This window comes from Allobosea sp. BH3 (assembly GCF_025499465.1).
Lineage (GTDB): Bacteria > Pseudomonadota > Alphaproteobacteria > Rhizobiales > Beijerinckiaceae > Allobosea.
This window is the reverse complement of record NZ_JAIMCA010000005.1, coordinates 142,841-166,217: the sequence shown is the minus strand read 5'-3', so window position 1 is coordinate 166,217 and position 23,377 is coordinate 142,841. Positions and strand designations below refer to the sequence as shown.

Here is a 23,377-nt window from a genome sequence, read left to right as displayed (position 1 = left end):
CGACATTCGGCCGGTTGCCGCGGCCGATCAAGAGGTGTCCCGACATGCAAAGAGCCCGGCGAATGCCGGGCTCTCCGATTCAGGCTGCAGCCAACTGGCCGCAGCAGCCGTCAGTGAAACTTCTGGCCATCGTACCAGGTGTCGACGTCGCTGCGGACCTGATCCTTGGCGAGGCCGTAACGCTCCTGGATTTTGCCTTCGAGCTGGTCGCGCTTGCCGGCGATGACGTCGAGATCGTCATCGGTCAGCTTGCCCCACTGCTCCTTGACCTTGCCCTTGAGCTGCTTCCAGTTTCCTTCAACGCGATTCCAGTCCATCGGGACGCTCCTTCTCGCTGTTGGGTATGAAGGAACAACGCGCGAAGGGCGGGAAGGTTGCCTCAATCGTCCATCTTGAGGGCGGCGATGAAGGCTTCCTGCGGGATTTCGACCTTGCCGAACTGCCGCATCTTCTTCTTGCCTTCCTTCTGCTTCTCCAGAAGCTTTCTTTTGCGCGTGGCGTCGCCGCCATAGCATTTGGCGGTCACGTCCTTGCGCAGCGCGCGGATGGTCTCGCGGGCGATGATCTTGCCGCCGATCGCCGCCTGCACCGGGATCTGGAACATATGCGGCGGGATCAGCTCCTTGAGCTTCTCGCACATGGCGCGTCCGCGGGCCTCGGCGCGCGAGCGGTGCACCAGCATGGAGAGCGCGTCGACGGGCTCCGCGTTGACCAGCAGCGACATGCGCACGAGATCGCCCTCGCGATAGTCGGTGATCTGGTAGTCGAAGGAGGCGTAGCCCTTCGAGATCGATTTCAGCCGGTCGTAGAAGTCGAAAACGACCTCGTTCAGCGGCAGGTCATAGACGACCCGGGCGCGTGCGCCGACATAGGACAGGTCGGTCTGGACGCCGCGTCGGTCCTGGCAGAGCTTCAGCACCGAGCCGAGATATTCGTCCGGCGTGAAGATCGTCGCCTTGATCCAGGGCTCCTCGATGAACTCGATCTTCATCACGTCCGGCATGTCGGCCGGGTTGTGCAGCTCCAGCGTCGTGCCGTCGCGCAGCTTCAGGTGGTACACCACCGACGGTGCGGTCGAGATCAGGTTGAGGTTGAACTCACGCTCCAGCCGCTCCTGGATGATCTCCAGGTGCAGCAGCCCGAGAAACCCGCAGCGGAAGCCGAAGCCGAGCGCGGCCGAGGTCTCCATCTCGTAGGAGAAGCTCGCATCGTTCAGCCGCAGCCGCGACATGGCGGCGCGGAGCACCTCGAAATCAGCGGCATCGACGGGGAAGATGCCGCAGAACACCACCGGCTGCACCGGCTTGAAGCCCGGTAGCGGCTCCGCGATCGGCTTCTTCTCGTCGGTGATCGTATCGCCGACGGCGGTATCCGCCACTTCCTTGATCGAGGCGGTGAAGAAGCCGACCTCGCCCGGGCCGAGCTGCTTGACCTCGGTCATCTTGGGCTTGAACACGCCGACCCGGTCGACGCCATAGGAGGCATTGGCGCGCATCATGCGGATCGTCATGCCCTTCTTCAGCACGCCGTCGATGACGCGCACCAGCACGACGACGCCAAGATAGGCGTCGTACCAGCTGTCGACCAGCAGGCACTTCAGGGGCGCGTCAGGGTCGCCCTTCGGTGCGGGCAGCTTCTGGACGATCGCCTCCAGCACGCCCTCGATGTTCAGGCCGGTCTTGGCCGAGATCGGCACGGCCTCCGAGGCGTCAAGGCCGATCACATCCTCGATCTGCTGCTTGATGCGCTCCGGCTCGGCCGCCGGCAGGTCGATCTTGTTGAGGACGGTGACGATCTCATGGTTGGCGTCGAGCGCCTGATAGACGTTGGCGAGCGTCTGCGCCTCGACGCCCTGAGAGGCGTCGACAACCAGCAGCGAACCCTCGCAGGCCGCGAGCGAGCGCGAGACCTCATAGGCGAAGTCGACGTGGCCGGGGGTGTCCATCAGGTTCAGGACGTAGTCCTTGCCATCCTTGGCCTTGTAGTCCAGCCGCACCGTCTGGGCCTTGATGGTGATGCCCCGCTCCTTCTCGATATCCATCGAGTCGAGGATCTGCTCGCTCATGTCGCGGGCGGCGACGGTGCCGGTCTGCTGGATCAGACGATCGGCCAGCGTCGACTTCCCGTGGTCGATATGGGCGACGATCGAGAAGTTGCGGATATTGTCGATGGAACGGGTGCTCATGCGCGCGCCATAGCAGTGATGCCGCGTTGCGCCAAGCATGTTGCCGCGCCGGCGGGTCATTCGAGGCTTGACGATTCCATGATATCAGACATTGTCTATTATCATGGAATCTCCTGAAACTCTGGAACTGGACGCCCGCATCGGCCGCCGCATTAAGGCGATGCGGCAGAGCCGCGACCTGACGCTGGACGATCTCGCCGAGCGCTCCGGTGTCAGCCGAGCGATGATCTCGCGCGTCGAGCGCGGCGAATCGAGCCCGACCGCGGCCCTGCTCGACCGGCTCTGCGCGGGGCTCGGCATCCTGATCTCGGCACTCTTCCATGAGGAGCGCGGTTCCGGCCCCTTTGCCGCCCGCGCCGACCAGCCGATCTGGGTCGACCCGGCCAGCGGCTATCTGCGTCGCTCCGTCTCGCCGCCGGGCACCGGCTCGCGGCTGGAGATCGTCGAGGTCGAGATGCCGGCCGGCGCCCGCGTGCTGCTGGAAGGGCCGCGCGCCGGCTTCCGCCTCGACCAGCAGATCTGGCTGCTGGAGGGCGAGTTGGTCCTCAGCCTCGGCGAGAAGGAGCAGCGGCTCGCGGCCGGGGACTGCCTCGCCATGCTGCTCGACGGGCCGATCAGCTTCCACAATCCCGGCACGGTGCCGGCGCGCTACGCGGTCGTGCTGACGGCCGCCGACGAATGGAACAGGACAAGGGTATGACGGCGAAGGACGAGATCACGATCGCGCAGCTCGACGAGGCCGGGGCGCGCGCCGCCATCCCGGCGCTCTGCGGCATCCTCGCCGATGCTGTCGCCAGCGGTGCCTCGGTCGGCTTCATGGCCGATGCGGCTGCGGCCGAATACGAGCGCTTCTGGGAGGGCGTCGTCGCGGAGGTGGCGGCGGGGCGGACGGTGCTGTTTGCCGCATCGCTCGCCGGGCGCATCGTCGCCACGACGCAGATCCAGCTGATCGGCAAGCCGAACCAGCCGCATCGCGCCGAGATCGCCAAGGTGCTGGTCCATTCGCAGGCGCGCCGGCGCGGCATCGCCTCCCGGCTGATGCAGGCCGCAGAAGCCGAGGCGCTGCGCCGCGGACGCAATCTGCTGGTGCTCGACACCGACGGGGCGAGCGCGGCGCATGCGCTCTATACCAGCCTCGGCTTCGTCGAGGTCGGCACCATTCCGCGTTATGCGCTGATGCCGGACGGTGCCGATTGCGGCGCGACGTTCTTCTACAAGGACCTGCGCTGAGCAGGGCGTCATGCTCGGGCCTGACCCGAGCATCTCTTTCGGGATGAGGCTCCGACGCTCCCTGCGGCATCAGATTCTCGGGTCAAGCCCGAGAATGACGCGGGCGGAAACGGCGCCTCAGCCTTCCGCCGTACCACGGATATAGGGCTCGACAGGGCCCTTGAGCGTGATCGTCATCGGCCGGCCAAAGCGATCCTTGGCATTGCCGGCCGCGACCTTCACCCAGCCTTCGGAGACGCAGTATTCCTCAACATTGGTCTTCTCGACGCCCTTGAAGCGGATGCCGATGTCCTGAGCCAGCACGTCGGCATTGTAATAGGGGCTGTCCGGATTGACGGAGAGGCGGTCGGGAAGCGTTTCGGTCATCTCTTGAGCCTTGATCTTACGAAGCGGGCGTTCGCGCCCTTGGCCGACAGGTAGCGCGTCAATGCGGCGATGCCAAATCCAGCCGATTGCGGGGGGCGATCTCCTGCCGCCTAGGACGCTCGCTGCGGCTCGGAGAAGATCAGCTTCACGAAGCTGCGGAAGGCCAGAACCTGCCGCGCCAGGCGGCTTGGATCGCCCAGCGTCTTCGACATGATGATGCCCCCGTCGACGACGCAGGAGAGCATGTCGGCGAGATCAGCGAGATCGACCGGCTCGCGCGGCGGGTGGACCACCGCGATCTCCTCGAGGATGCCGCGGAAGCGGGCGTTCCAGCCCCGGACGGAGCGGGCGGTGAGTTCGCGCACCTCGCGGTCGTAGAGGCGCTCCTGATAGCAGATGCTGGCGATCAGGCAGCCGGGATGGCCATTGGGCAGATCGGACATCACCTCGGCCAGAAGCTTGAGCGAGATCAGGAACGCCTGCAGCGGGTCGTCGGATAATTCGCGGCCGCGCGCGAAGATTTCGTCGAAGAGCTGGTCGTTGCTCGCGACATAGCGCTTCAGCATCTCATGGGCGAGCTCGTTCTTATCCCGGAAATGATAGAAGAATCCGCTCTTGGTGATGCCAGCCTCGGCGATGACCTCCTCGATCGAGGTCGCACCGAAGCCCTTTTCCAGAACGCCCGCCTCGGCAATCGCGAGGATGCGGTCACGCGTGGCGATGCCCTTGCTCACGGCAGGACCTCCGGAAAACTGTACCGCTGGTGTGGTTTTACGCGCTCGCAACCTAGCATGACTGCGCCCACACGCGCCACGCGCATGTGCAACGCACTGTATTCTAACGACTTTCCGCTTACGTGCCCGCTCCGTACCGCAAGCCGGCTAGTCCGGGAGCATGGTCGCGGGAGATAACCAGCGCATCCCCGGCGGGTCCGACAAGGCCATCCGGGCCGGCTGAAACCTCGAGCGGAGCAACACAGATGGCCAAGTATCGGCATGCCCTACCGCAGATGCAGGGCAGCAGCGTCTTCCTCAGCGACGGCGGCATGGAAACGACCCTGATCTTCCATGACGGGCTGGAGCTGCCGCATTTCGCCTCCTTCACCCTGCTCGCGAGCGAGGAGGGCAGGAAGCATCTCATCGCCTATTACGAGAAGTACCTCGCCATCGCGCAGGGGCGCGGCGTCGGCTTCGTGCTCGACAGCGCGTCCTGGCGCGCCAATCCCGATTGGGGGACGAAGCTTGACTATGACGCGAAGGCGCTCAAGGCGGCGAACCTGGCTTCGATCACGCTGCTGAGCGAGTTGCGCGAGCGCTGGGAGACGCCCTCCATGCCTTGCGTCATCTCGGGGGCGATCGGCCCGCGCGGCGACGGCTACAAGGAAGGCCGCATGGCGCGGGACGAAGCCGAGGCCTATCACAGCGTGCAGATCGCGACCTTCGCCGAATCGCAGGCCGACATGGTCGCGGCCTACACGCTGGGCAGCATCGAGGAGGCGATCGGTATCTCCAACGCCGCGCAGGCACACGACATGCCCTGCGCGATCTCCTTCACGGTCGAGACCGACGGCAGGCTGATCAGCGGCCGGTCGCTGCGCGAGGCCGTCGAGATCGTCGATGACGAGACAGGCGGCGCCCCGCTCTACTACATGATCAACTGCGCCCATCCGGTGCATTTCGAGAAGGCGCTGGAGGCGGGCGAGGGCTGGATGAAGCGGGTGCATGGCGTGCGGGCCAACGCCTCGATGCTCAGTCATGCCGAGCTCGACGATTCGGAGACGCTGGATGAGGGCGATCCCGCCGATCTCGGCCGGCGCTATCAGGTTCTCAGGCGGAATTTCCCGAGCTTCCACATCCTCGGCGGCTGCTGCGGCACCGACCATCGACATGTCGCCGCCGTATGTGAAGCCTGCGTTCCGCCTGTGGCCCTGAGCGCCTGAGAACGCCTCAGCGGTCGCCGCCGATCAGGCGGCCGACCACCTTGGCGGTGTAATCGACCATCGGCACGATGCGGGCGTAGTTCAGCCGCGTCGGGCCGATGATGCCGACGACGCCGACGATGCGCTGCTCCGCATCGCGGAAGGGCGCCGCCACCATCGAGGAGCCCGACATCGAGAATAGCTTGTTCTCCGAGCCGATGAAGATGCGCACGCCGTCGCCCTGCTCGGCGCGGGTCAGCAGATCGATGACGTCGGTCTGCGTCTCGAGATCGCCGAAGAGCATGCGGATGCGCTCGAGATCCTCCTGGGCCCTGAGGTCGTCGAGCAGATTGGCCTGGCCCCGCACGATCAGGTGGCGGTCGCTGCCGGGGCCGGCCTGCGTGGCGATGCCGCTCTCGACGAGCCGGGCGGTGAGCGTGTCGAGCTCCCGCTCCATCAAGGCACGCTGCGTTCCGATCTCACCGCGCAGCTCGGCCAGCGTCTTGCCGAGAATGCGGGCGTTGAGGAAGTTCGCGGCCTCCATCAGCGCGGAGGCCGGCAGCCCGACCGGCAGGGCGAGCAGGCGGTTCTCCACCGTGCCGTCCTCCGCCACCAGCACGACCAGCGCGCGGGCGGGGTCGAGCCGCACGAACTCGATGTGCTTCAGCCGCGGGTCGGCCTTAGTGGTGACGACGACGCCGGCGCCGCGCGAAAGGCCCGAGAGCAGCGCCGAGGCCTCGGTCAGCGTCTGGTCGAAGTTGCGCTGGCCGGCGCCGGCCCTGATCTGCGCCTCGATGCGCGCGCGCTCATCGGCGGTGAGATTGCCGACCTCCATCATCGCGTCGACGAAGAAGCGCAGGCCCCGCTCGGTGGGCAGGCGCCCGGCGGAGGTGTGCGGCGCGTAGATCAGCCCGGCCAGCTCCAGGTCGGTCATGACGTTGCGCACCGTCGCGGGCGACAGCGCCATCGGCAGGAGGCGGGCGATGTTGCGCGAGCCGACCGGCTCCCCCGTCGTCAGGTAGCCGTCGACGATCTGGCGGAAGATCTCGCGCGAGCGCTGGTCGATCTCGACCAGGCTGCTTGTCGTCTCCGGGGGTCGGGTGTGGCCACTCATCGTTTCCTATTGTCGTCATGCCGGGGGCGCCGATCAAGGGGCAAGACCGGCCTTCCGCCTTGCCCGGCGCGGCGCGAACGCCTACAAGCCGCACCTCTCAAGACAGACAGGACAGCTTCATGCGACCCTCCAAACGCGCCGCAGACGAGATGCGCAAGGTCACGCTCGAACGCGGCGTGGTGCGCTATGCCGAGGGCTCCTGCATGGTGACATTCGGCGAGACGAAGGTGCTCTGCGCCGCGACCGTCGAGGAAAAGGGGCCGCCCTGGCTGCGCGGCACCGGCAAGGGCTGGGTCACCGCCGAATATTCGATGCTGCCGCGCGCTACCCATGAGCGCACGCGCCGCGAGGTCACCTCCGGCAAGCCCTCCGGCCGCACGCAGGAAATCCAGCGGCTCGTCGGCCGCTCGCTTCGCGCGGTGGTCGATCTGACCGCGATCGGTGAGCGCCAGATCGTCGTCGATTGCGACGTGCTGCAGGCCGATGGCGGCACGCGCACGGCCTCGATCACCGGCGCCTGGGTCGCGCTACACGACGCGCTGAAGTGGATGGAGGGCCGCGGGCTGCTCAAGGGCACGAACCCGCTGAAGGACCATGTCGCGGCCGTCTCCTGCGGCATCGTTGCCGGCGCGCCGGTGATCGACCTCGACTATGTCGAGGATTCCGGCGCCCAGACCGACGCCAATTTCGTCATCACCGGCTCGGGCGGCCTCGTCGAGGTGCAGGGCACGGCCGAGGGCGCGCCCTTCTCGGAAGACGAGCTGCTCTCGCTGCTCAGGCTCGCCAAGGACGGCATCGGCAAGCTCGTCACGCTGCAGAAGGCCGCGGTGGCCTGAGCATGAGCGGGCATCGCACCCTCTCCGGCAAGGTCGTGATCGCGACCCATAACCAGGGCAAGCTGCGCGAGATGCGCGAGCTCCTGGCGCCTTATGGCGTCGAGCTGGTCTCGGCCGGTGAACTAGGCCTGCCGGAGCCGGTCGAGGACGGCTACATGTTCTCGGAGAATGCGGCGATCAAAGCCGTCGCCGCGACGAGCGCGAGCGGCCTGCCCGCCCTCTCGGACGATTCCGGCATCTGCGTCGATGCGCTCGACGGGGCGCCCGGCCTGTTCTCGGCCAACTGGGCCGGGCCGGGCAAGGATTTCGCCCCGGCGATTTCGCGGGTGCAGGTGGAGCTGGCCAAGCGCGGGGCGACCACCCCCGACAAGCGCAAGGCGCATTTCGTCTCGGCCCTGGTGATCGCCTGGCCGGACGGGCATCAGGAGCTGTTCGAGGGGCGGGTCTTCGGCACCGTCACCGAGCATGCGCGCGGCGCTGGGGGCTTCGGCTACGATCCGATCTTCCTGCCGGACGGCCACGCCAAGACCTTCGGCGAGATGACGGCGCAGGAGAAGCACGGCATTCCGGCCGATGGCTCGCCGGGATTGTCGCATCGGGCGCGCGCCTTCCATGCGCTCGCTGCCGCCTGCCTGAGGAAGCCGTCGTGAGCACCGCGGCCGCCCTCGTCGAGCGGCCGCCTGCCCTGCATCCGACCGCGGATGCGGGCTTCGCCGTCTATGTGCACTGGCCCTTCTGCCTGGCCAAATGCCCCTATTGCGACTTCAACAGCCATGTCCGGCTGCAGCCGCCGGACCAGGCCCGCTATATCGCCGCCTTCCGCCGCGAGATCGCGCATCGCGCCGCGCTCACTCCCGGCCGAACCGTGACCTCGATCTTCTTCGGCGGCGGCACACCCTCGCTGATGGAGGGCCGCACCGTCGGCGCGATCCTCGACGCCATCGGCGAATACTGGACCGTCGACCCGAACTGCGAGGTCTCGCTCGAAGCCAACCCGACCAGCGTCGAGGCCGGGCGGTTCGCCGATTTCCGGGCCGCGGGCGTCAACCGAGTTTCGCTCGGCGTGCAGGCACTCAACGACGCCGACCTCAAGTCGCTTGGGCGAATGCACTCCGCAGAGGAAGCACTCGCCGCCGTCGCGATCGCGCGGCGCTATTTCGAGCGCTATTCCTTCGACCTGATCTATGCCCGCTCGCCGGCACAGACGCCCGCGCTCTGGCGCGCGGAGCTGGAGCTGGCGATCAGCCATGCGGCCGAGCATCTCTCGCTCTACCAGCTCACCATCGAGCCCGGCACCGCATTCGAGCGGCTGTTCCGGGCCGGCAAGCTCGCCATCCCCGATCATGAGGCGGGCGCTGCGCTCTACGAGATGACGCAGGAGATCACGGAGAAGCACGGTCTGCCGGTCTACGAGATCTCGAACCATGCGCGGCCCGGCGCCGAATGCCGGCACAACCTGGTCTATTGGCGCTATGGCGAATATGCCGGCGTCGGCCCCGGCGCCCATGGCCGGCTGGTCACGGCGCAGGGCCGCACGGCACATTCGACCGAGAAGAGGCCGGAGATCTGGCTGGATCGGGTCGAGGCCGAAGGCCATGCGCTGGTCGAGGACGAGGTGCTCGGCACGGAATCGCAGGGCGACGAATATCTTCTGATGGGGCTTCGGCTCGTCGAGGGCATCGACCCCTCCGTGTTCCGGGCGCTGGCCGGGCGGCCACTGAACGAGAAGCGGATCGCCAGCCTGATCGACGACAAGCTCCTGATGCGCCGGCCCGGCGGCAAGCTCGCCGCCACGCCCGAGGGGGCGCTGCTGCTCGACGCGCTGGTGGCCGATCTGGCTGCTTGAGCGCGTCTCTTGCCTGCCGGATCCCTCTTAGCTACCTTGTTAGCTAAGAGGGATACTCGATGGCCCAGTTCTCGGTTCACGACGCCAAGACGAACCTGTCCAAGCTGATTGCCGACGCGCTCGAAGGTGGAGACGTGGTCATCGCCCGCGGCAACGTACCGGTGGTGCGCCTCGTGCCGGTCGCGCCACGCGGCAAGCGACGCTTCGGAGCCCTCAAGGGAAAGATCGCCATCGACGCGCGCTTTAATGAGCCGCTGCCTGACAGCGAGCTTGGCGGCTGGAATCTCACTTGAGGCTGCTGCTCGACACGCACGCCTTGATCTGGTGGCTTGCAGGTGACGAGGCGCTGAGCGACCGCGCCCGCGACGCTATCGGGGACGAGGCCAACAGCATCGCCGTCAGCGCCGCCTCGGCGATGGAGGTGGCCACCAAATTCCGCATCGGCAAGCTCCCCGATGCGGCGCTGCTGGCGCAGGACTTCGAGACGATCATCGCCGATCAAGGCTTTAGCGAACTGCCGATCAGCATCCACCATGCGCTGCGGGCCGGCGAGATGAACATCGCGCACAAGGACCCGTTCGACCGCCTCCTGATCGCGCAGGCCCAATCCGAGGACATGGTGCTGATTTCGAACGAGGCCCTGTTCGACGGCTTCGCCGTCAAACGCCTCTGGTAGCGCTCAGCCCTTCCCGAGCCGCACGCCCGTCTTCGGGTCGAAGACATGGACCTTGTCGGGATCGACGGAGATCCAGAGGCGGCCCTCCTGCGCGGCGACGTCTCCTGTCGCGGCCTGCATCACGAAGGGCTGGCCGGAGAGCTTGCCGTGGAAGAGCTGGGTCGCGCCGAGCTCCTCGATGAACTCGACATCGAAGGGCAGCGAGCCCGCCTGTCCTTCGGAGGCGATCTCGACATCCTCGGGGCGCAGGCCCACCTCGACCGGCGTCTGCGCCGACAGGTCGTCGCGCAGGTCTCGCGCCTCGATCAGCGCCTCGCCGAGCGCGACGATGCCGGGGCCATCGACCGTGCCAGGCAGGATGTTCATCGGCGGCGAACCAATGAAGGTCGCGACGAACTTGCTCGCCGGCTTGCGATAGACGTCCGCCGGCAGGCCGATCTGCTCGACCTGGCCCGCATTCATCACCACGAGCTTGTCGGACAGCGTCATCGCCTCGACCTGGTCATGGGTGACGTAGATCGAGGTGACGCCGAGGGCGCGCTGCAGCTTCTTGATCTCGACGCGCATCTGCACGCGCAGCTTGGCATCGAGGTTGGACAGCGGCTCGTCGAAGAGGAAGACCTGCGGCTTGCGCACGATGGCGCGACCCATGGCGACGCGCTGGCGCTGGCCGCCCGAGAGCTGCTTCGGGCGACGCTCCAGCAGCGCCTCGATGGCCAGGATCTTCGCGGCTTCCTTGACGCGCTTCTCGATCTCATCCTTCGGCGTGCCGCGGTTGCGCAGGCCGTAGGCCATGTTGTCGTAGACGCTCATATGCGGATAGAGCGCGTAGTTCTGGAAGACCATCGCGATGTCGCGGTCTGCCGGCTCGATCTCGTTGACGACGCGGCTGCCGATCGCGACCTCGCCGGAGCTGATCGTCTCCAGACCGGCGACCATGCGGAGCAGGGTCGACTTGCCACAGCCCGAGGGGCCGACCAGCACGCAGAAGCCGCCGTCCGGGATGTCGAACGACACGCCCTTCACGGCCTCGAAGCCGCCGGCGTAGATCTTCCTGACGTTGTTGAGGGTGACCTGGGCCATGCGGAGCTTACTTCTCGGTTTCGACCAGGCCCTTCACGAAGAGCCTCTGCATCAGGATGACGACGAGGACCGGCGGCAGCATCGCGAGCATGGCGGTGGCCATGGCGAGCTGCCATTCGGTGAGCGCGTCGGCGGTGACGATCATCTTCTTGATGGCGATGACGATGGTCTGCATCGAGTCCTTGGTCGTCACCAGGAGCGGCCAGAGATACTGGTTCCAGCCATAGATGAACTGGATCACGAACAGCGCCGCGATCGTGGTGATCGAGAGCGGGAGCAGCGTGTCCTTGAAGAAGCGGAAGGGGCCCGCGCCATCGATCTTCGAGGCTTCGAGCAGTTCGTCCGGGATCGTCATGAAGAACTGCCGGAAGAGCAGCGTGCCCGTCGCCGAAGCGATGAGCGGAATGGCGAGGCCCTGATAGGTGTCGAGCATGTTCAGATCGGAAACGATCTTGAAGGTCGGGAAGATGCGGACTTCGACCGGGAGCATCAGCGTGATGAAGATGATCCAGAACGCCGCCATGCGGAACGGGAAGCGGTAATAGACCACCGCATAGGCCGAGAGCACCGAGATGAAGATCTTGCCGAGCGCGATCGCCATCGCCATCACGAAGGAGTTCAGCATCATCCCGATCACCGGCTCGCGCGTCGTGCCGGACGTGCCGATGAAGAGGATGCGATTGTAGTTCTCGAAGAAATACGGGCCCGGATAGAGCGGCATCTGGCCGTTGATGACGGTCGCGGCATCCCAGGTGGAGGCGACGAAGGTCAGCCAGACCGGAAAGGCGACGATCAGCACGCCGATCGTCAGGATGACATAGGCGATCGCATCGCCGAGGCGGCGGTCCTCAACCATCAGAGCCCCTTCCCCATCTCGCGCATCAGCCCGGCCAGCGCCTGCGCGCAGGCGTCGAGGCAGGCCTTGCCCTTTTCCAGCGTGGCGCGGCGAGCATCGCCGATCACCCCGCTCTCGGTCATGTCCCGGAAGGAGCGGTGGCGGGAGACGGTGGGGCGGCCCGGCGCGCCGTCGAGCATGCCGAAGGCCTCGCCCAGCCGCGCCTCGCGCACGCAGCCCGGCGCCAGAACCATCATCATCGAGGTCTCGACCTCGCAGGCGTGCTGGACACCCTTCTGGTCCTCCAGCAGCGGCCCGAGCGCGTCCTGCGCCAGCAGGAAATAGGTGGTCGCCTCGACATGCAGCCGCGTCTCGCGGGCAAAATCGGGCAGGAAGGCCGTCAGCGCAGCGATGTTGCCGCCATGGCCGTTGACGATCAGCACGCGGTGGAAGCCGTGGCGCTCGATGCTCCGGAGGAAGGAGAGCAGGACGGCGCGATAGGTCGGAATGTCGAAGGTGAAGGTGCCGCCGAAGGCCATGTGATGCTCGGCCATGCCGCACCAGAGCGTCGGCGCGACGACGACCTCGACATCGCTCGCAAGCTCGGCCGCCGCCTTGCAGACGCCGCCGCACAGGATGGTGTCGACGCCGACCGGCAGATGCGGGCCGTGCTGTTCGACGGAGGCGACGGGGAGGACGACGACGGCGTCCTTCGCAGCCTTGGAGCGCAGTTCCTCGGCGGTGAGATCCAGCCAGAGCACGGACGCCATCAGTAGCTCACCTTGCGCTCGATGAAGCGGAACTGGACCGCGGTGAGCCCGATCACCATCACCAGCAGCACCACGGACTGTGCGGCGGAACCGCCGAGGTTGGAGCCGCCCTTGCCGTCGGAAAAGACCTTGTAGACCAGCGTCTCGGTGGCGCCCGAGGGGCCGCCGCCGGTGACCGTGTCGATGATGCCGAAGGTGTCGAAGAAGACGTAGACGATGTTGACGACGAGCAGGAAGAAGGTCGTCGGCGAGAGCAGCGGGAAGACGATGGTCCAGAAGCGCCGCATCGGCTTGGCGCCGTCGATCACCGCGGCCTCGATCACGCTCTTGGGGATCGACTGGAGGCCGGCGAGGAAGAACAGGAAATTGTAGCTGATCTGCTTCCAGGTCGCGGCCAGGATGACGAGCAGCATGGCATGGTTGCCGTTGAGCCGCGGGTTCCACGGAATGCCCAGGGACTGCAGCCCTCGCGCCAGCATGCCTAGCGAGGGATCGAACATGAAGATCCAGAGCACGCCGGCGATGGCGGGCGCCACTGCATAGGGCCAGATCAGCAGGGTCTTGTAGATCTCGCCGCCACGGAGCTGCCGGTCAGCCATCACCGCGAAGAGCAGGGCGATCGACAGAGAGAACACGCAGACGAAGGTGGAGAAGACGATCGTGTTGATGAAGGCCTTGAGATAGCCGGGGTCGGCGAAGAGCAGCTGGTAGTTCTCGAACCAGACGAACTCTGTCGATGTGCCGAAGGCATCCTCGAGCAGGAAGCTCTGCCAGACGGCCTGGCTCGCCGGCCAGTAGAAGAACAGGACGGTGATCACGAGCTGCGGCAACAGCAGCAGGAAGGGGATCGCCAGGCCCTTGAAATACGCGTTCTTCTGCATCGGCGTCCTTGAACGAGCATGCCATCCTGGGCGCTTTTGCCCGGGATGGCCTTAGAGATGCAAGAGCGGAGTGCTCAGCGCGAGGCGGTGCGCTCGAACTGGCGCAGCATCTGGTTGCCACGCTCGGCCGCCGCGTCCAGCGCCGCCTGCGGCGACTTCTGGCCGTTCAGCGCCGCCTCCAGCTCCTCCGACCAGATGTCGCGGATCTGGACGAGGCTGCCGTAACGCAGGCCCTTCGAATTGTCGGTCGGGGCCTTGTTGGTCAGCTCGAGGATCGGGGTCTCGAGATAGGGCTTGTCCTTGTAGAAGCCCGAAGCCTTGACCTTCTCGTAGGCGGCCTTGGTGATCGGCAGATAGCCGGACTCGGTGTGCAGCTTCACCTGGCGGTCGACGTCCGAGAGGAAGGTGAAGAACTTGGCGATGCCCTTGTACTCGTCGGCCTTCTTGCCGCCCATCACCCAGAGCGAAGCGCCGCCGATGATCGAGTTCTGCGGGGCGCCCTGCACGTCCGGATAATACGGCATCGGAGCGTTGCCCCAGTCGAACTTGGCATTGGCGCGAACGTTGCCGAAGAAGCCCGAGGAGGTCAGGAAGATCGGGCACTCGCCCGAGGTGAAGCGGCCCTCGCCGTTGTTGGTGCGGCCCGAGTAGTCATAGGTCTTGTCCTTCTGCAGCTCGACCAGGTTGGTCCAGTGCTTGAGGAAGGCCGGGCTCTTGTTGAAGTTCAGCACCGCATCGAAGCCGGCCATGCCGTTGACCTGGGTCGACAGCGGCACGTTATGCCAGGCGCCGAACTGCTCGATATTGGCCCAGGGGGCCCAGGCGTTCGAAACGCCGCACTTGTCGTAGCCGGCAGCCTTCAGCTTCTTGGCGGCCTCGAAGGTTTCCGGCCAGGTCTTCGGCGGCTTCGCCGGGTCGAGGCCCGCCTTCTTGAAGGCGTCCTTGTTGTACCACATCACCATGGACGACGAGTTGAACGGCATCGAGAGCATGTCGCCCTTAGCCGTCGAATAATAGCCGGTGATGGCGGGGAGATAGGCGTTCGGGTCGAACTTCTCGCCGGCTTCCTTCATCACCTCGTGGACGGGCTTGATCGCGCCCTTGGCCGACATCATCGTGCCGGTGCCGACCTCGAAAACCTGCAGGATGTGCGGGGCCTGGCCGGCGCGGAAGGCGGCGATGCCGGCGTTCAGCGTGTCGGGATAGGAGCCCTTGTAGACGGGGACGACCTTGTAGTCCTTCTGCGAGGCGTTGAAGTCCTCGGCGAGCTTGACGACGACGTCGTTGTTGGCGCCGGTCAGCGCGTGCCACCACTGAATCTCGGTCTGGGCGAGAGCGGGCGAGGCGCTGGCGAGCGCGAAAGCCGCGACCGACATCAGGATGCGCGTTTTTGTGGTCATGGACTGATCTCCCTTCCGCAGGCAAGGCGGCGCCGCGGTTCTTGTCGTTGGTGCGCAAGCTAGCATGAAGCCTGGGCGACAGTTCAATGACAAATCGATGACATGCGGGGCAATCCTACCATCGTTGCTAACCGACTTGCGTCTTGGCGCATAACCGGATGATCTGCGCCTCCCTGATAATTTCCTGATCCGGACCGTGCCATGCCCAGCCTCGATCTTTCCGTCGCCGCGACCCTGCCGAAGGATGCTTCGGCCGCCGTGCTCGCCGGCCGCGTCTGGCGCCCGGATCTCGCCGGCCCCTCCGTGGTCACCGTGCGTGACGGCGAGCTCATTGACGTGACCACGAGCTTCCCGACGAGCCGGGACCTCTGCGAGAACGCCGACCCGGCAGCAGCGCTAAAGGCGGCCAAGGGCGAGGCGATCGGTTCGCTCGCAGCGATCCTCGCCAACACGCCGGTGGACGGGCGCGATACGAAGAAGCCCTGGCTGCTCTCCCCCCTCGATCTGCAGGCGGTGAAGGCGGCGGGCGTCACCTTCGCCGTCTCGATGCTGGAGCGCGTCATCGAGGAGAAGGCGCGCGGCAACCCGGCGGCGGCCGTCACCATCCGCGAGGAGATCGGCAAGCTGATCGGCGACGACCTCTCGAAGCTCAAGCCCGGTTCGCCCGAGGCGATGCATCTCAAGGAGGTGCTGATCAAGCAGGGCGCCTGGAGCCAGTATCTCGAGGTCGGCATCGGCCCGGATGCCGAGATCTTCACCAAGGCGCCGCCGATGTCGTCGGTCGGCACCGGTTTCGACGCAGGGCTCCACCCGTCCTCGACCTGGAACAATCCCGAGCCGGAGATCGTCTTGGTCGTCGCCTCCGACGGGCGCATCGTCGGCGCGACACTCGGCAACGACGTCAATCTGCGCGATGTCGAGGGCCGCTCGGCGCTGCTGCTCGGCAAGGCCAAGGACAACAACGCGGCCGCGGCCGTCGGCCCGTTCATCCGCTTCTTCGACGCGGCCTTCAGCCTCGACCATATCCGTCGCACCACGGTGACACTGACGGTCGCGGGCGAGGACGGCTTCACGCTGGAGGGCTCCTCCTCCATCGCGAAGATCAGCCGCGACCCGGCCGATCTCGCCGGGCAGATGATCGGCCCGCACCACCAGTATCCGGACGGCGCGGCGCTCTATCTCGGCACCATGTTCGCACCGATCAAGGATCGCGATGCGCCGGGCGGCGGCTTCACCCATAAATACGGGGACATCGTCACCATCGCCGCGCCCGAGCTCGGCAGCCTCGTCAACCGCATGAAGCGCACCGATGAATGCGAGCCCTGGACCTACGGCACCTCGCATCTGATGCGCCATCTGGCGAAGCGCGGGCTGCTCTGACGACCGGAGATTCGGCCGCCAGCGCGCCGCACTCTGCGATCGGCGCAAGCGTCGATTAAACTTTTCGTGCGAGCCCTTCCCGCAAGGGTCGGCATTCCGCACCGGATCGGCCATCCGCAGATCCGAGAGCGAGCATGAGCAGCATGTCGGTGGCTTCGAAGCGACAGGCCGGGTTCTGGCTCCCGAGCGCGAGCCTGGGCAAGGCCCTGCTGCTTTCCCTGCTGCTGGCCGCGCTGACCTTCGGCGCGGCCTTCATCCGCCCCGAGACCAACTGGGATGCGCTGACCTATTCGGCGCTCGCCAAGGAATTCCGCGGCGAGGAGGGGCATCTCACCGCCTATCGCGAGATGAAAGAGCGCGTCGCGCCCGAGATCTACGCAGCCTTCACCGCAGGCCCCTATCGGGAGAAGATGGAACAGGACGGCGCTTACTTCGCCGCCAACCTGCCCTTCTATGCCAGCAAGCCGGCCTATATCGCGGCCATTGGCCTGATCGGCGGCATCGCCGGGAGCGATTTCTGGGCGATGTCCTTCGTCAGCGGTCTGTCGACCGCGCTGGCGATCATCATATCCTTCTTTGCCGCCCGGATGCTCCTGCCGGCGGACAAGCTGCTGATCGTGCCGATCGCCTGGGTCGTCGGGCTCGGATTGAAGATCGCGACGCTGTTCACGCCCGATGCCATGGCGATCTGCCTGCAGATGCTCTTCCTGCTCGTCTGGCTGAAGCGGAAGGACGGCCCGGTCCAGATGGCCCTGCTCGTCGCGGTGGCGATGGCCTGGGTCGCGACCCGCGCCAACGCGCTGCTGTTCATCGTCATCCTCTGCTTCGTGGAGACGGTGCTCGACCGCTTCGCCCGCGCAACGCTCATCCGCACCGCCGCGCTGGTGGCGGGAGCGCTGGCGGTCTACCTGGCCGTCGTGAAGGCGACGGGCAATCACGGCCAGCTGGTGCTCTTCAACTTCGTCTTCGTCGACAAGCCCGACGGCCTCGCCTTTCCGAACAGCGCGTTCCTGCCCGTGGATTATCTGCGCGCCATTGTCTTCGGCCTGTTCGAGGCGGTGACGGGCTATCCGGAGTTCATTCTCTGCGCGCTCGCGCTGTGCTGGCTCGTACTCCAGCTCGGCCAGCCGCTGCTGCGCGGAGAGGAACCGGCGGATCATGAGACGCTGGTCCTGGCCGCCGCGATGCTGCTCGCGCTCGGCGCGCATTTCGCGCTCTATCCGGCAGCCTGGGAGCGGTTCTTCGTCGGCTATTACGTCACGACGATCCTGCTGCTGGCGCGCACGCTGATCGGTGCTCCGCCCCTGCTTCGCGCCGGCTGAGCATGCTTCGTTGAAGCTTCGGGTTTCAAGGGAAGCACGCCGTCATCCCGCAGAAGATCAGCGAGCTCTAGCCGCCCGCGGTCTGCCCGGCCTCCCAGCCGAGGATGGCGCGCTTGCGCGTCAAGCCCCAATGGTATCCGGTCAGCGCTCCGGATTTGCCGATGACGCGGTGGCACGGCACGACGAAGGAGATCGGGTTCTTGCCGACTGCCATGCCGACGGCGCGCGAGGCCGTGGGCTTGCCGATATGGCAGGCGACGTCGCCATAGGTGGTGGCGCGCCCGACCGGGATGCGCAGCAGCGTCTCCCAGACCCTGACCTCGAAATCCGTGCCGATCAGCACGACGCGCAGCGGTGTCTCGGCAGCCCATGCCTTCGGATCGAAGATGCGCGCGGCGTAAGCGCCGGTCGCCTGCGGGTCGAAGCGGTAATCGGCATGGGGCCAGCGCCGCATCATGTCCGCGAGCGCCTCCGCCCTGCCGCCGACGACCTTGCCGCCGTCGACGCTGCTGGAAACCCAGCCGAGGCCCGCGAGCCCACGATCCGTGACTACGATCAGCGCTTCGCCGAACGGTGAAGCGTGGAAGCCGTAAGAGAGCCTGAGGCCTCCGCCGCCGGTCTTCCACTCGCCAGGCGACATCGCCTCATGGGTCACGAAGAGATCGTGCAGGCGGCCCGGCCCGGAGAGCCCGACCTCCAGCGCCGCGTCGAGCACGCTCGCGGAGGAGGCGAGCAGGCCCTTGGCATGGTCGAGCGTGATCGCCTGCAGGAACGCCTTGGGCGTGAGCCCGCACCAACGCCGGAAGAGATGATGGACATCGGTCGGCGTCGCGCCGGCAGCCTCCGCGATCGCCTCGATCGTCGGCTGCTCGCGCCAGTTATGGGTGATGTAGGAGAGGATGCGCCTGACGGTGTCGTAGTCCGAGCCCGGCGCGACGGCGGGGAAATCGGCCTCGCTCGGCATCGCTTCGGCAGCGCGCGCCAGCACCGCATTGGAGAAGCGCGTCGGGGTCATCGCCGTTTTCATCTGAGCATGAGCGTTCATCGCTGAAACCTTCGCATCTGTCGTCATGATGCGAATCTAGGGCGCCAACCATGCCGCTCCCACCCGAAAGCTGACAAGAGCCGGCAGGGCGCCATTATACAGCTCGGACTTCAGGAACGCGCCTCACATTTCGGACGAACCATGACGACCGCCTCGAGCGCCATCATCGACCTCTATGAACGCCACGCCGCCGCCTTCGACCGGCTACGCGGCAGGACGTCGATGGAAGCGCCATGGCTCGACCGCTTCCTCGCGCTCGTTCCCGAGCGCGCCACCATCCTCGATATCGGTTGCGGTTCGGGCGAACCGATTGCCCGCTCCTTTCTCGACCGCGGCTACGCCGTGACGGGCGCCGATTCCTCCCCCTCACTGATCGAACTCTGCCGGCAGCGTTTCCCGCAAGCCGAATGGCATGTGCAGGACATGCGCCGGCTCGCGCTCGGCCGCCATTTCGACGGGCTGCTCGCCTGGGACAGCTTCTTCCACCTGACGCAGAGCGACCAGCGGGCGATGTTCCCGGTCTTCGCCAGCCACGCCGCCTCCGGCGCGGCGCTGATGTTCACCAGCGGCCCCTCGCATGGCGAGGCCATCGGCGCCTTCGAGGGCGAGCCGCTCTATCATGCGAGCCTCGACCCAGCGGAGTATAGCGCGCTGCTGGCGGAGAACGGCTTCAGCGTGATCGCGCATGTCGCCGAGGACGAGAGCTGCGGCGGGCACACGATCTGGCTCGCCCGCCGGGACGAAACCGTTCAGGAAGCGTCGTAGTCCGGCCCGCGCCTGGCCTTGGCCAGCGCAGTGCCGAGCGCATCGGCGAAGCCTTCACGCTCAGCCGGCGAGAGCGCCCCGGCGACCGCCACGCTCTCCCCGCGCGAGACCAGCGTCAGCCCGAGCAGGCCGAAATCCTCGTCGGTCTTTCGCTCGAGCCGCGTCCAGGCCGGGTTGAAGCGCCAGACCGCCTCGCGGCCGTGATGCGAGACCTTGCGCAGGAAGACCTCGAGCGGCGTCACCACGATGCGCTCGAAGGCGCGGGCGTGGCGGAAATTGACGTGGAAGGCGATGAACAGCGCCAGCACGTCGATGCCGAAGAAGCCGGCGACCGGCCAGGCGCCGAGCACGATGAAGGGGATCGAGGAGACGATGCTCGCCAGGCAGACCAGCGTCATCACGATGCGGAAGCCGTTCTGACCGAGCGAACGATGCGGCGTGATCGTCGCGTCGAAGACCGGGCGCCCGGAGGCGTCCGCCGCATCGCGCAGCCTGTTGCTGTCGAGGCTCTTGCCGGGGATCATCCGGCCACTATAACGCCGTCATGGACCAGCCGAACAGGCCCGCGCGCACGCGCCCTCCCGTGAAACGCATCACGTTGCCGCGCGCCCGCAAGCCGGCCGAGATCCGCGAGATCTTCGAGCGTTTCCGCACGGCCAATCCCGAGCCCAAGGGCGAGCTGGAATCGGTGAACGCCTTCACGCTCCTGGTCGCGGTCGTGCTGTCGGCGCAGGCGACCGATGCCGGCGTCAACAAGGCGACGCGCCCGCTCTTCGCCATCGCCGACACGCCGCAGAAGATGCTGGCGCTCGGGCAGGACAAGGTGCGCGACTTCATCAAGACCATCGGCCTGTTCCGCACCAAGGCGAAGAACGTCATCGCGCTCTGCGAGAAGCTGATCGCCGAGTTCGGCGGGGAAGTCCCGACGACACGGGAGGCGCTGGAGAGCCTGCCCGGCGTCGGCCGCAAGACGGCGAATGTCGTGCTCAACATCGCCTTCGGCGAGATCACCCACGCGGTCGACACCCATGTCTTCCGCGTCGCCAACCGCCTGCGCATCGCGCCGGGAAAGAATGTGTTGCAGGTCGAGCTCGGGCTGGAGAAGGCGATCCCGGACGAGTTCGGCCGCCATGCCCATCACTGGCTGATCCTGCACGGGCGCTACACCTGCAAGGCGCTGCGGCCCGAATGCGGCCGCTGCATTCAGAACGACCTCTGCGACTCGCCCGACAAGCGCATCACCTGACGCCTCGGCAGGCCCTCCCTTAGTCTGCTTGACAGCCCCCCAACGCTGGGTTGTGCTCCCCGGCGCCGGACGCCTTCAAGGCTCGGAGAAGCCTGAGAGTCTGCGGCAGAGGAAGCTCAGGAGGTCAGTGATGAAGCGTTTCGTCCTCGCGGCGAGCATCGCTCTTGCCGCTATGTCGGTTCACGCAGATGCCTATGCCCAGTCGAAAGGCCCCGTGATCGGGGTGAGCTGGTCGAATTTCCAGGAAGAGCGCTGGAAGACCGACGAAGCCGCGATGAAGGCCGCAATCGAGAAGGCCGGCGGCACCTATCTCTCCGCCGACGCGCAATCCTCGCCAGCCAAGCAGCTGACCGATGTCGAGAGCCTGATCTCGCGCGGCGCCAAGGCGCTGATCATCCTGGCGCAGGATGCGCAGGCGATCCGCCCCGCCGTCGAGAAGGCCGTCAACGAGGGCATCGCCGTCGTCGGCTATGACCGGCTGATCGAGATCCCGCAGGCCTTCTACCTCACCTTCGACAATGTCGAGGTCGGCCGGATGATGGCGCGCGAGATCCAGAAGGCGAAGCCCGAAGGCAATTACGTCTTCATCAAGGGCTCGAGTTCCGATCCCAACGCCAATTTCCTCTATCAGGGCTCGATCGAGGTGCTGAAGCCCGCGATCGACGGCGGCAAGATCAAGAATGTCGGCGAGGCCTTCACCGATGGCTGGCTGCCGGCCAACGCCCAGCGCAACATGGAGCAGATCCTGACGCGCAACCAGAACAAGGTCGACGCCGTGGTCGCCGCCAATGACGGCACGGGCGGCGGCGCCATCGCGGCGCTGGAGGCGCAGGGGCTGGCGGGCTCCGTGCCGGTTTCCGGCCAGGACGCCGACCGGGCGGCGCTCAACCGCGTCGCGCTCGGCACCCAGACCGTGACGATCTGGAAGGATGCGCGCGAGCTGGGCCGGAACGCCGCTGAGATCGCGATCAGGCTCGCCGGCGGCGCCAAGCTCTCCGAGGTCCCGAAATCGATGAGCTGGGATCAGGGCCCGTCCAAGCAGAAGATGACGGCGCTGTTCCTGACGCCCGTGCCGGTGACGAAAGAGAACCTGAACGTCGTGATCGACGCCGGCTGGGCGCCGAAGTCCGCCGTTTGCCAGGGCGTCGCCGCCGGCAAGGTCAAGGCTTGTGACTGAAGTCACGCCTGCGCCGGCCAGCCCGGCGCAGGAGCGCCGCAGCCTCTCCGACCATCTGCGCGAGATCGAGTTCGACCCGCGCATGATCGGCATGGTGGCGGCGCTCGCCGTGATCTGGCTCGGCTTCAACTGGCTTTCGGACGGCGCGTTCCTGTCCGCGCGCAATCTCTGGAACCTGCTGGTTCAGACCGCTTCCATCGCGGTGATGGCCTGCGGGATGGTGCTCGTCATCGTGACGCGCAACATCGATCTCTCGGTGGGATCCATGCTCGGCTTCGTGGGCATGGTGGTCGGTCTCGTGCAGGTCCGGCTGCTGCCGGGGGTCTGGGGCTTCGAGCATCCGGCCACCTGGCTCGTCAGCCTGGCCCTGGCAATCGGGTTAGGAGGGCTCGTCGGGCTGATGCAGGGCGCGCTGATTGCCTATCTCGCGATCCCCTCCTTCATCGTCACGCTCGGCGGCCTGCTGGTCTGGCGCGGCGCCGCCTGGTGGGTGACGCAGGGCCAGACCATCGCGCCGATGGATTCGCGCTTCCGCCCCCTCGGCGGCGGCGTCGACGGTGCTATCGGTAGCACCGCATCCTGGGCAATCGGCGTCGCGCTGTGCATCGCCATCTGCGGGGCGGCAGCCCTCATCAGGCGGCGGCGCAAGCGCTTCGGCTTCGTCCTGCGCCCGCTCTGGGCCGAAATCCTGATCGCGGCGCTGGGCTGCGGCGCGGTGATCGCAACCGTCATGATGGCGAATGCCTACGCGCTGCCGGCCGGGATCGCGCGCCGCCTGGTCGAGGCGAAGGGCGGGACATGGCCGGAGGGCGGGCTCTTCATCAGCCATGGCCTTGCCGTGCCGGTGCTGGTGGCGCTGGCCGTGGGCATAGCCATGACCTTCCTCGCCAAGCGCCTGCGCTTCGGCCGCTATGTCTTCGCCATCGGCGGCAACCCGGAGGCGGCGCAGCTCTCAGGCGTAAACACCCGCAAGGTGCTGATGCTCGTCTTCGGGCTGATGGGCGCGCTGGTCGGCATCTCGGCCTGCATTTCCACGGCGCGGCTCAACGCTGCGACCAACTCGGCCGGCATGCTGGACGAGCTCTATGTGATCGCAGCCGCGGTGATCGGCGGCACCTCGCTTGCCGGCGGCGTCGGCACCATCGCAGGCGCGATGCTGGGCGCGCTGGTGATGCAGTCGCTCCAGTCCGGCATGGTGCTGATCGGCGTCGATGCGCCGCTGCAGAACATCGTCGTGGGCATCGTCCTCGTCGTCGCGGTCTGGCTCGACGGCGTCTATCGCAAGCGGCTGAGCTGAGGAGG

26 protein-coding genes are annotated in these 23,377 nt (G+C 66.5%); 14 read left to right on the top strand and 12 right to left on the bottom strand.

The genetic code is table 11. The annotated features are described in order from the left end of the window. Nucleotides 1–110: 110 nt before the first annotated feature. Together BoBH3_RS17480 and lepA are read right to left on the bottom strand one after the other, a co-directional pair. Nucleotides 111–317, bottom strand: a complete 207-nt coding sequence (locus BoBH3_RS17480) for a CsbD family protein (protein WP_262332112.1) — start codon at nucleotides 315–317, stop codon at nucleotides 111–113. 62 nt (nucleotides 318–379) lie between these two features. Further along, nucleotides 380–2,185: a translation elongation factor 4 gene (gene lepA, locus BoBH3_RS17475; protein WP_262332111.1), complete on the bottom strand. Its 1,806-nt coding sequence runs from the start codon at nucleotides 2,183–2,185 to the stop codon at nucleotides 380–382. 103 nt (nucleotides 2,186–2,288) lie between these two features. On the opposite strand from lepA, the gene BoBH3_RS17470 reads away from it, so the two are divergent. Both BoBH3_RS17470 and BoBH3_RS17465 read left to right on the top strand, forming a co-directional pair. Continuing rightward, nucleotides 2,289–2,885, top strand: coding sequence for a helix-turn-helix domain-containing protein (locus tag BoBH3_RS17470; RefSeq protein ID WP_262332110.1), 597 nt, complete (start codon nucleotides 2,289–2,291; stop codon nucleotides 2,883–2,885). Further along, on the top strand, nucleotides 2,882–3,415 hold the full coding sequence (locus BoBH3_RS17465; RefSeq protein WP_262332109.1) for a GNAT family N-acetyltransferase: 534 nt from the start codon (nucleotides 2,882–2,884) through the stop codon (nucleotides 3,413–3,415). Before BoBH3_RS17470 ends, BoBH3_RS17465 begins: the two co-directional genes overlap by 4 nt. A gap of 117 nt (nucleotides 3,416–3,532) precedes the next feature. Here BoBH3_RS17465 and BoBH3_RS17460 read toward each other — a convergent pair whose 3' ends face one another. Beyond that, nucleotides 3,533–3,781 (bottom strand): DUF3297 family protein, encoded by a 249-nt coding sequence (locus tag BoBH3_RS17460; RefSeq protein ID WP_262332108.1) that lies wholly within the window; start codon nucleotides 3,779–3,781, stop codon nucleotides 3,533–3,535. Between the two features lie 110 nt (nucleotides 3,782–3,891). Next, nucleotides 3,892–4,515, bottom strand: a complete 624-nt coding sequence (locus tag BoBH3_RS17455; RefSeq protein WP_262332107.1) for a TetR/AcrR family transcriptional regulator — start codon at nucleotides 4,513–4,515, stop codon at nucleotides 3,892–3,894. Nucleotides 4,516–4,760: 245 nt separating this feature from the next. On the opposite strand from BoBH3_RS17455, the gene BoBH3_RS17450 reads away from it, so the two are divergent. Beyond that, complete coding sequence (locus tag BoBH3_RS17450) at nucleotides 4,761–5,720, top strand: homocysteine S-methyltransferase family protein (RefSeq protein WP_262332106.1); 960 nt, start codon at nucleotides 4,761–4,763, stop codon at nucleotides 5,718–5,720. A gap of 7 nt (nucleotides 5,721–5,727) precedes the next feature. On the opposite strand, the gene hrcA is transcribed toward BoBH3_RS17450, so the two are convergent. Then, nucleotides 5,728–6,813, bottom strand: a complete 1,086-nt coding sequence (gene hrcA / locus BoBH3_RS17445; RefSeq protein ID WP_262332105.1) for a heat-inducible transcriptional repressor HrcA — start codon at nucleotides 6,811–6,813, stop codon at nucleotides 5,728–5,730. Between the two features lie 119 nt (nucleotides 6,814–6,932). Here hrcA and rph point away from each other — a divergent pair, with 119 nt between their 5' ends. The 5 genes from rph to BoBH3_RS17420 are packed head-to-tail and all read left to right on the top strand — an operon-like array spanning nucleotide 6,933 to nucleotide 10,171. Then, on the top strand, nucleotides 6,933–7,649 hold the full coding sequence (rph, locus tag BoBH3_RS17440) for a ribonuclease PH (protein WP_262332104.1): 717 nt from the start codon (nucleotides 6,933–6,935) through the stop codon (nucleotides 7,647–7,649). 2 nt (nucleotides 7,650–7,651) lie between these two features. Continuing rightward, a complete protein-coding gene (gene rdgB / locus BoBH3_RS17435; RefSeq protein WP_262332103.1) occupies nucleotides 7,652–8,299 on the top strand; it encodes an RdgB/HAM1 family non-canonical purine NTP pyrophosphatase in 648 nt (215 codons plus the stop codon). After that, entirely contained in the window at nucleotides 8,296–9,495 is a 1,200-nt protein-coding gene (gene hemW / locus BoBH3_RS17430; RefSeq protein WP_410050619.1) for a radical SAM family heme chaperone HemW, read from the top strand. Before rdgB ends, hemW begins: the two co-directional genes overlap by 4 nt. A gap of 59 nt (nucleotides 9,496–9,554) precedes the next feature. Next, a complete protein-coding gene (locus BoBH3_RS17425; RefSeq protein ID WP_262332102.1) occupies nucleotides 9,555–9,788 on the top strand; it encodes a type II toxin-antitoxin system Phd/YefM family antitoxin in 234 nt (77 codons plus the stop codon). Further along, entirely contained in the window at nucleotides 9,785–10,171 is a 387-nt protein-coding gene (locus BoBH3_RS17420) for a type II toxin-antitoxin system VapC family toxin (protein WP_262332101.1), read from the top strand. The genes BoBH3_RS17425 and BoBH3_RS17420 overlap by 4 nt, the downstream gene beginning before the upstream one ends. Nucleotides 10,172–10,174: 3 nt before the next feature. Here BoBH3_RS17420 and BoBH3_RS17415 read toward each other — a convergent pair whose 3' ends face one another. From BoBH3_RS17415 to ugpB, 5 genes are all read right to left on the bottom strand, one after another. Next, on the bottom strand, nucleotides 10,175–11,254 hold the full coding sequence (locus tag BoBH3_RS17415; protein ID WP_262332100.1) for a sn-glycerol-3-phosphate import ATP-binding protein UgpC: 1,080 nt from the start codon (nucleotides 11,252–11,254) through the stop codon (nucleotides 10,175–10,177). A 7-nt stretch (nucleotides 11,255–11,261) separates the two neighbouring features. Next, on the bottom strand, nucleotides 11,262–12,110 hold the full coding sequence (gene ugpE, locus BoBH3_RS17410) for a sn-glycerol-3-phosphate ABC transporter permease UgpE (RefSeq protein WP_262332099.1): 849 nt from the start codon (nucleotides 12,108–12,110) through the stop codon (nucleotides 11,262–11,264). Then, complete coding sequence (locus BoBH3_RS17405) at nucleotides 12,110–12,859, bottom strand: creatininase family protein (protein WP_262332098.1); 750 nt, start codon at nucleotides 12,857–12,859, stop codon at nucleotides 12,110–12,112. Before BoBH3_RS17405 ends, ugpE begins: the two co-directional genes overlap by 1 nt. Continuing rightward, nucleotides 12,859–13,740, bottom strand: a complete 882-nt coding sequence (gene ugpA / locus BoBH3_RS17400) for a sn-glycerol-3-phosphate ABC transporter permease UgpA (RefSeq protein ID WP_262332097.1) — start codon at nucleotides 13,738–13,740, stop codon at nucleotides 12,859–12,861. Before ugpA ends, BoBH3_RS17405 begins: the two co-directional genes overlap by 1 nt. Before the next feature lie 74 nt (nucleotides 13,741–13,814). Next, nucleotides 13,815–15,140 (bottom strand): sn-glycerol-3-phosphate ABC transporter substrate-binding protein UgpB, encoded by a 1,326-nt coding sequence (gene ugpB, locus BoBH3_RS17395; protein WP_262332096.1) that lies wholly within the window; start codon nucleotides 15,138–15,140, stop codon nucleotides 13,815–13,817. A gap of 201 nt (nucleotides 15,141–15,341) precedes the next feature. On the opposite strand from ugpB, the gene BoBH3_RS17390 reads away from it, so the two are divergent. Both BoBH3_RS17390 and BoBH3_RS17385 read left to right on the top strand, forming a co-directional pair. Then, nucleotides 15,342–16,520, top strand: a complete 1,179-nt coding sequence (locus BoBH3_RS17390; protein ID WP_262332095.1) for a fumarylacetoacetate hydrolase family protein — start codon at nucleotides 15,342–15,344, stop codon at nucleotides 16,518–16,520. Nucleotides 16,521–16,654: 134 nt separating this feature from the next. Continuing rightward, the gene (locus BoBH3_RS17385) at nucleotides 16,655–17,842 is read left to right on the top strand and encodes a hypothetical protein (RefSeq protein WP_262332094.1); all 1,188 of its coding nucleotides are present in this window, start codon (nucleotides 16,655–16,657) and stop codon (nucleotides 17,840–17,842) included. Between the two features lie 67 nt (nucleotides 17,843–17,909). On the opposite strand, the gene BoBH3_RS17380 is transcribed toward BoBH3_RS17385, so the two are convergent. After that, nucleotides 17,910–18,806, bottom strand: coding sequence for a methylated-DNA--[protein]-cysteine S-methyltransferase (locus BoBH3_RS17380; RefSeq protein ID WP_262332550.1), 897 nt, complete (start codon nucleotides 18,804–18,806; stop codon nucleotides 17,910–17,912). Between the two features lie 222 nt (nucleotides 18,807–19,028). Here BoBH3_RS17380 and BoBH3_RS17375 point away from each other — a divergent pair, with 222 nt between their 5' ends. Next, nucleotides 19,029–19,652: a class I SAM-dependent DNA methyltransferase gene (locus BoBH3_RS17375; RefSeq protein WP_262332093.1), complete on the top strand. Its 624-nt coding sequence runs from the start codon at nucleotides 19,029–19,031 to the stop codon at nucleotides 19,650–19,652. Here the strand turns inward: BoBH3_RS17375 and BoBH3_RS17370 are convergent. Then, nucleotides 19,637–20,176 carry a DUF2244 domain-containing protein gene (locus BoBH3_RS17370; protein ID WP_262332092.1) on the bottom strand — a complete coding sequence of 180 codons (540 nt, stop codon included), beginning with the start codon at nucleotides 20,174–20,176 and terminating at the stop codon, nucleotides 19,637–19,639. The genes BoBH3_RS17375 and BoBH3_RS17370 overlap by 16 nt on opposite strands. Before the next feature lie 59 nt (nucleotides 20,177–20,235). Between BoBH3_RS17370 and nth the strand changes: the two genes are divergently transcribed. From nth to BoBH3_RS17355, 3 genes are all read left to right on the top strand, one after another. After that, complete coding sequence (gene nth, locus BoBH3_RS17365; protein WP_262332091.1) at nucleotides 20,236–20,898, top strand: endonuclease III; 663 nt, start codon at nucleotides 20,236–20,238, stop codon at nucleotides 20,896–20,898. A 130-nt stretch (nucleotides 20,899–21,028) separates the two neighbouring features. Next, nucleotides 21,029–22,075, top strand: a complete 1,047-nt coding sequence (xylF, locus tag BoBH3_RS17360; RefSeq protein ID WP_262332090.1) for a D-xylose ABC transporter substrate-binding protein — start codon at nucleotides 21,029–21,031, stop codon at nucleotides 22,073–22,075. Further along, on the top strand, nucleotides 22,068–23,372 hold the full coding sequence (locus BoBH3_RS17355) for a sugar ABC transporter permease (RefSeq protein ID WP_410050618.1): 1,305 nt from the start codon (nucleotides 22,068–22,070) through the stop codon (nucleotides 23,370–23,372). Before xylF ends, BoBH3_RS17355 begins: the two co-directional genes overlap by 8 nt. The last annotated feature ends 5 nt before the right edge of the window (nucleotides 23,373–23,377 follow it).

What these genes read in the sequence shown, in the direction of transcription:
- BoBH3_RS17480 (WP_262332112.1), bottom strand. Translation starts at nt 317, where the DNA reads ATGGACTGGAATCGCGTTGAAGGAAACTGGAAGCAGCTCAAGGGCAAG.
- lepA (WP_262332111.1), bottom strand. Translation starts at nt 2,185, where the DNA reads ATGAGCACCCGTTCCATCGACAATATCCGCAACTTCTCGATCGTCGCC.
- BoBH3_RS17470 (WP_262332110.1), top strand. Translation starts at nt 2,289, where the DNA reads ATGGAATCTCCTGAAACTCTGGAACTGGACGCCCGCATCGGCCGCCGC.
- BoBH3_RS17465 (WP_262332109.1), top strand. Translation starts at nt 2,882, where the DNA reads ATGACGGCGAAGGACGAGATCACGATCGCGCAGCTCGACGAGGCCGGG.
- BoBH3_RS17460 (WP_262332108.1), bottom strand. Translation starts at nt 3,781, where the DNA reads ATGACCGAAACGCTTCCCGACCGCCTCTCCGTCAATCCGGACAGCCCC.
- BoBH3_RS17450 (WP_262332106.1), top strand. Translation starts at nt 4,761, where the DNA reads ATGGCCAAGTATCGGCATGCCCTACCGCAGATGCAGGGCAGCAGCGTC.
- hrcA (WP_262332105.1), bottom strand. Translation starts at nt 6,813, where the DNA reads ATGAGTGGCCACACCCGACCCCCGGAGACGACAAGCAGCCTGGTCGAG.
- rph (WP_262332104.1), top strand. Translation starts at nt 6,933, where the DNA reads ATGCGACCCTCCAAACGCGCCGCAGACGAGATGCGCAAGGTCACGCTC.
- rdgB (WP_262332103.1), top strand. Translation starts at nt 7,652, where the DNA reads ATGAGCGGGCATCGCACCCTCTCCGGCAAGGTCGTGATCGCGACCCAT.
- BoBH3_RS17425 (WP_262332102.1), top strand. Translation starts at nt 9,555, where the DNA reads ATGGCCCAGTTCTCGGTTCACGACGCCAAGACGAACCTGTCCAAGCTG.
- BoBH3_RS17415 (WP_262332100.1), bottom strand. Translation starts at nt 11,254, where the DNA reads ATGGCCCAGGTCACCCTCAACAACGTCAGGAAGATCTACGCCGGCGGC.
- ugpE (WP_262332099.1), bottom strand. Translation starts at nt 12,110, where the DNA reads ATGGTTGAGGACCGCCGCCTCGGCGATGCGATCGCCTATGTCATCCTG.
- BoBH3_RS17405 (WP_262332098.1), bottom strand. Translation starts at nt 12,859, where the DNA reads ATGGCGTCCGTGCTCTGGCTGGATCTCACCGCCGAGGAACTGCGCTCC.
- ugpA (WP_262332097.1), bottom strand. Translation starts at nt 13,740, where the DNA reads ATGCAGAAGAACGCGTATTTCAAGGGCCTGGCGATCCCCTTCCTGCTG.
- ugpB (WP_262332096.1), bottom strand. Translation starts at nt 15,140, where the DNA reads ATGACCACAAAAACGCGCATCCTGATGTCGGTCGCGGCTTTCGCGCTC.
- BoBH3_RS17390 (WP_262332095.1), top strand. Translation starts at nt 15,342, where the DNA reads ATGCCCAGCCTCGATCTTTCCGTCGCCGCGACCCTGCCGAAGGATGCT.
- BoBH3_RS17385 (WP_262332094.1), top strand. Translation starts at nt 16,655, where the DNA reads ATGAGCAGCATGTCGGTGGCTTCGAAGCGACAGGCCGGGTTCTGGCTC.
- BoBH3_RS17380 (WP_262332550.1), bottom strand. Translation starts at nt 18,806, where the DNA reads ATGCCGAGCGAGGCCGATTTCCCCGCCGTCGCGCCGGGCTCGGACTAC.
- BoBH3_RS17375 (WP_262332093.1), top strand. Translation starts at nt 19,029, where the DNA reads ATGACGACCGCCTCGAGCGCCATCATCGACCTCTATGAACGCCACGCC.
- BoBH3_RS17370 (WP_262332092.1), bottom strand. Translation starts at nt 20,176, where the DNA reads ATGATCCCCGGCAAGAGCCTCGACAGCAACAGGCTGCGCGATGCGGCG.
- xylF (WP_262332090.1), top strand. Translation starts at nt 21,029, where the DNA reads ATGAAGCGTTTCGTCCTCGCGGCGAGCATCGCTCTTGCCGCTATGTCG.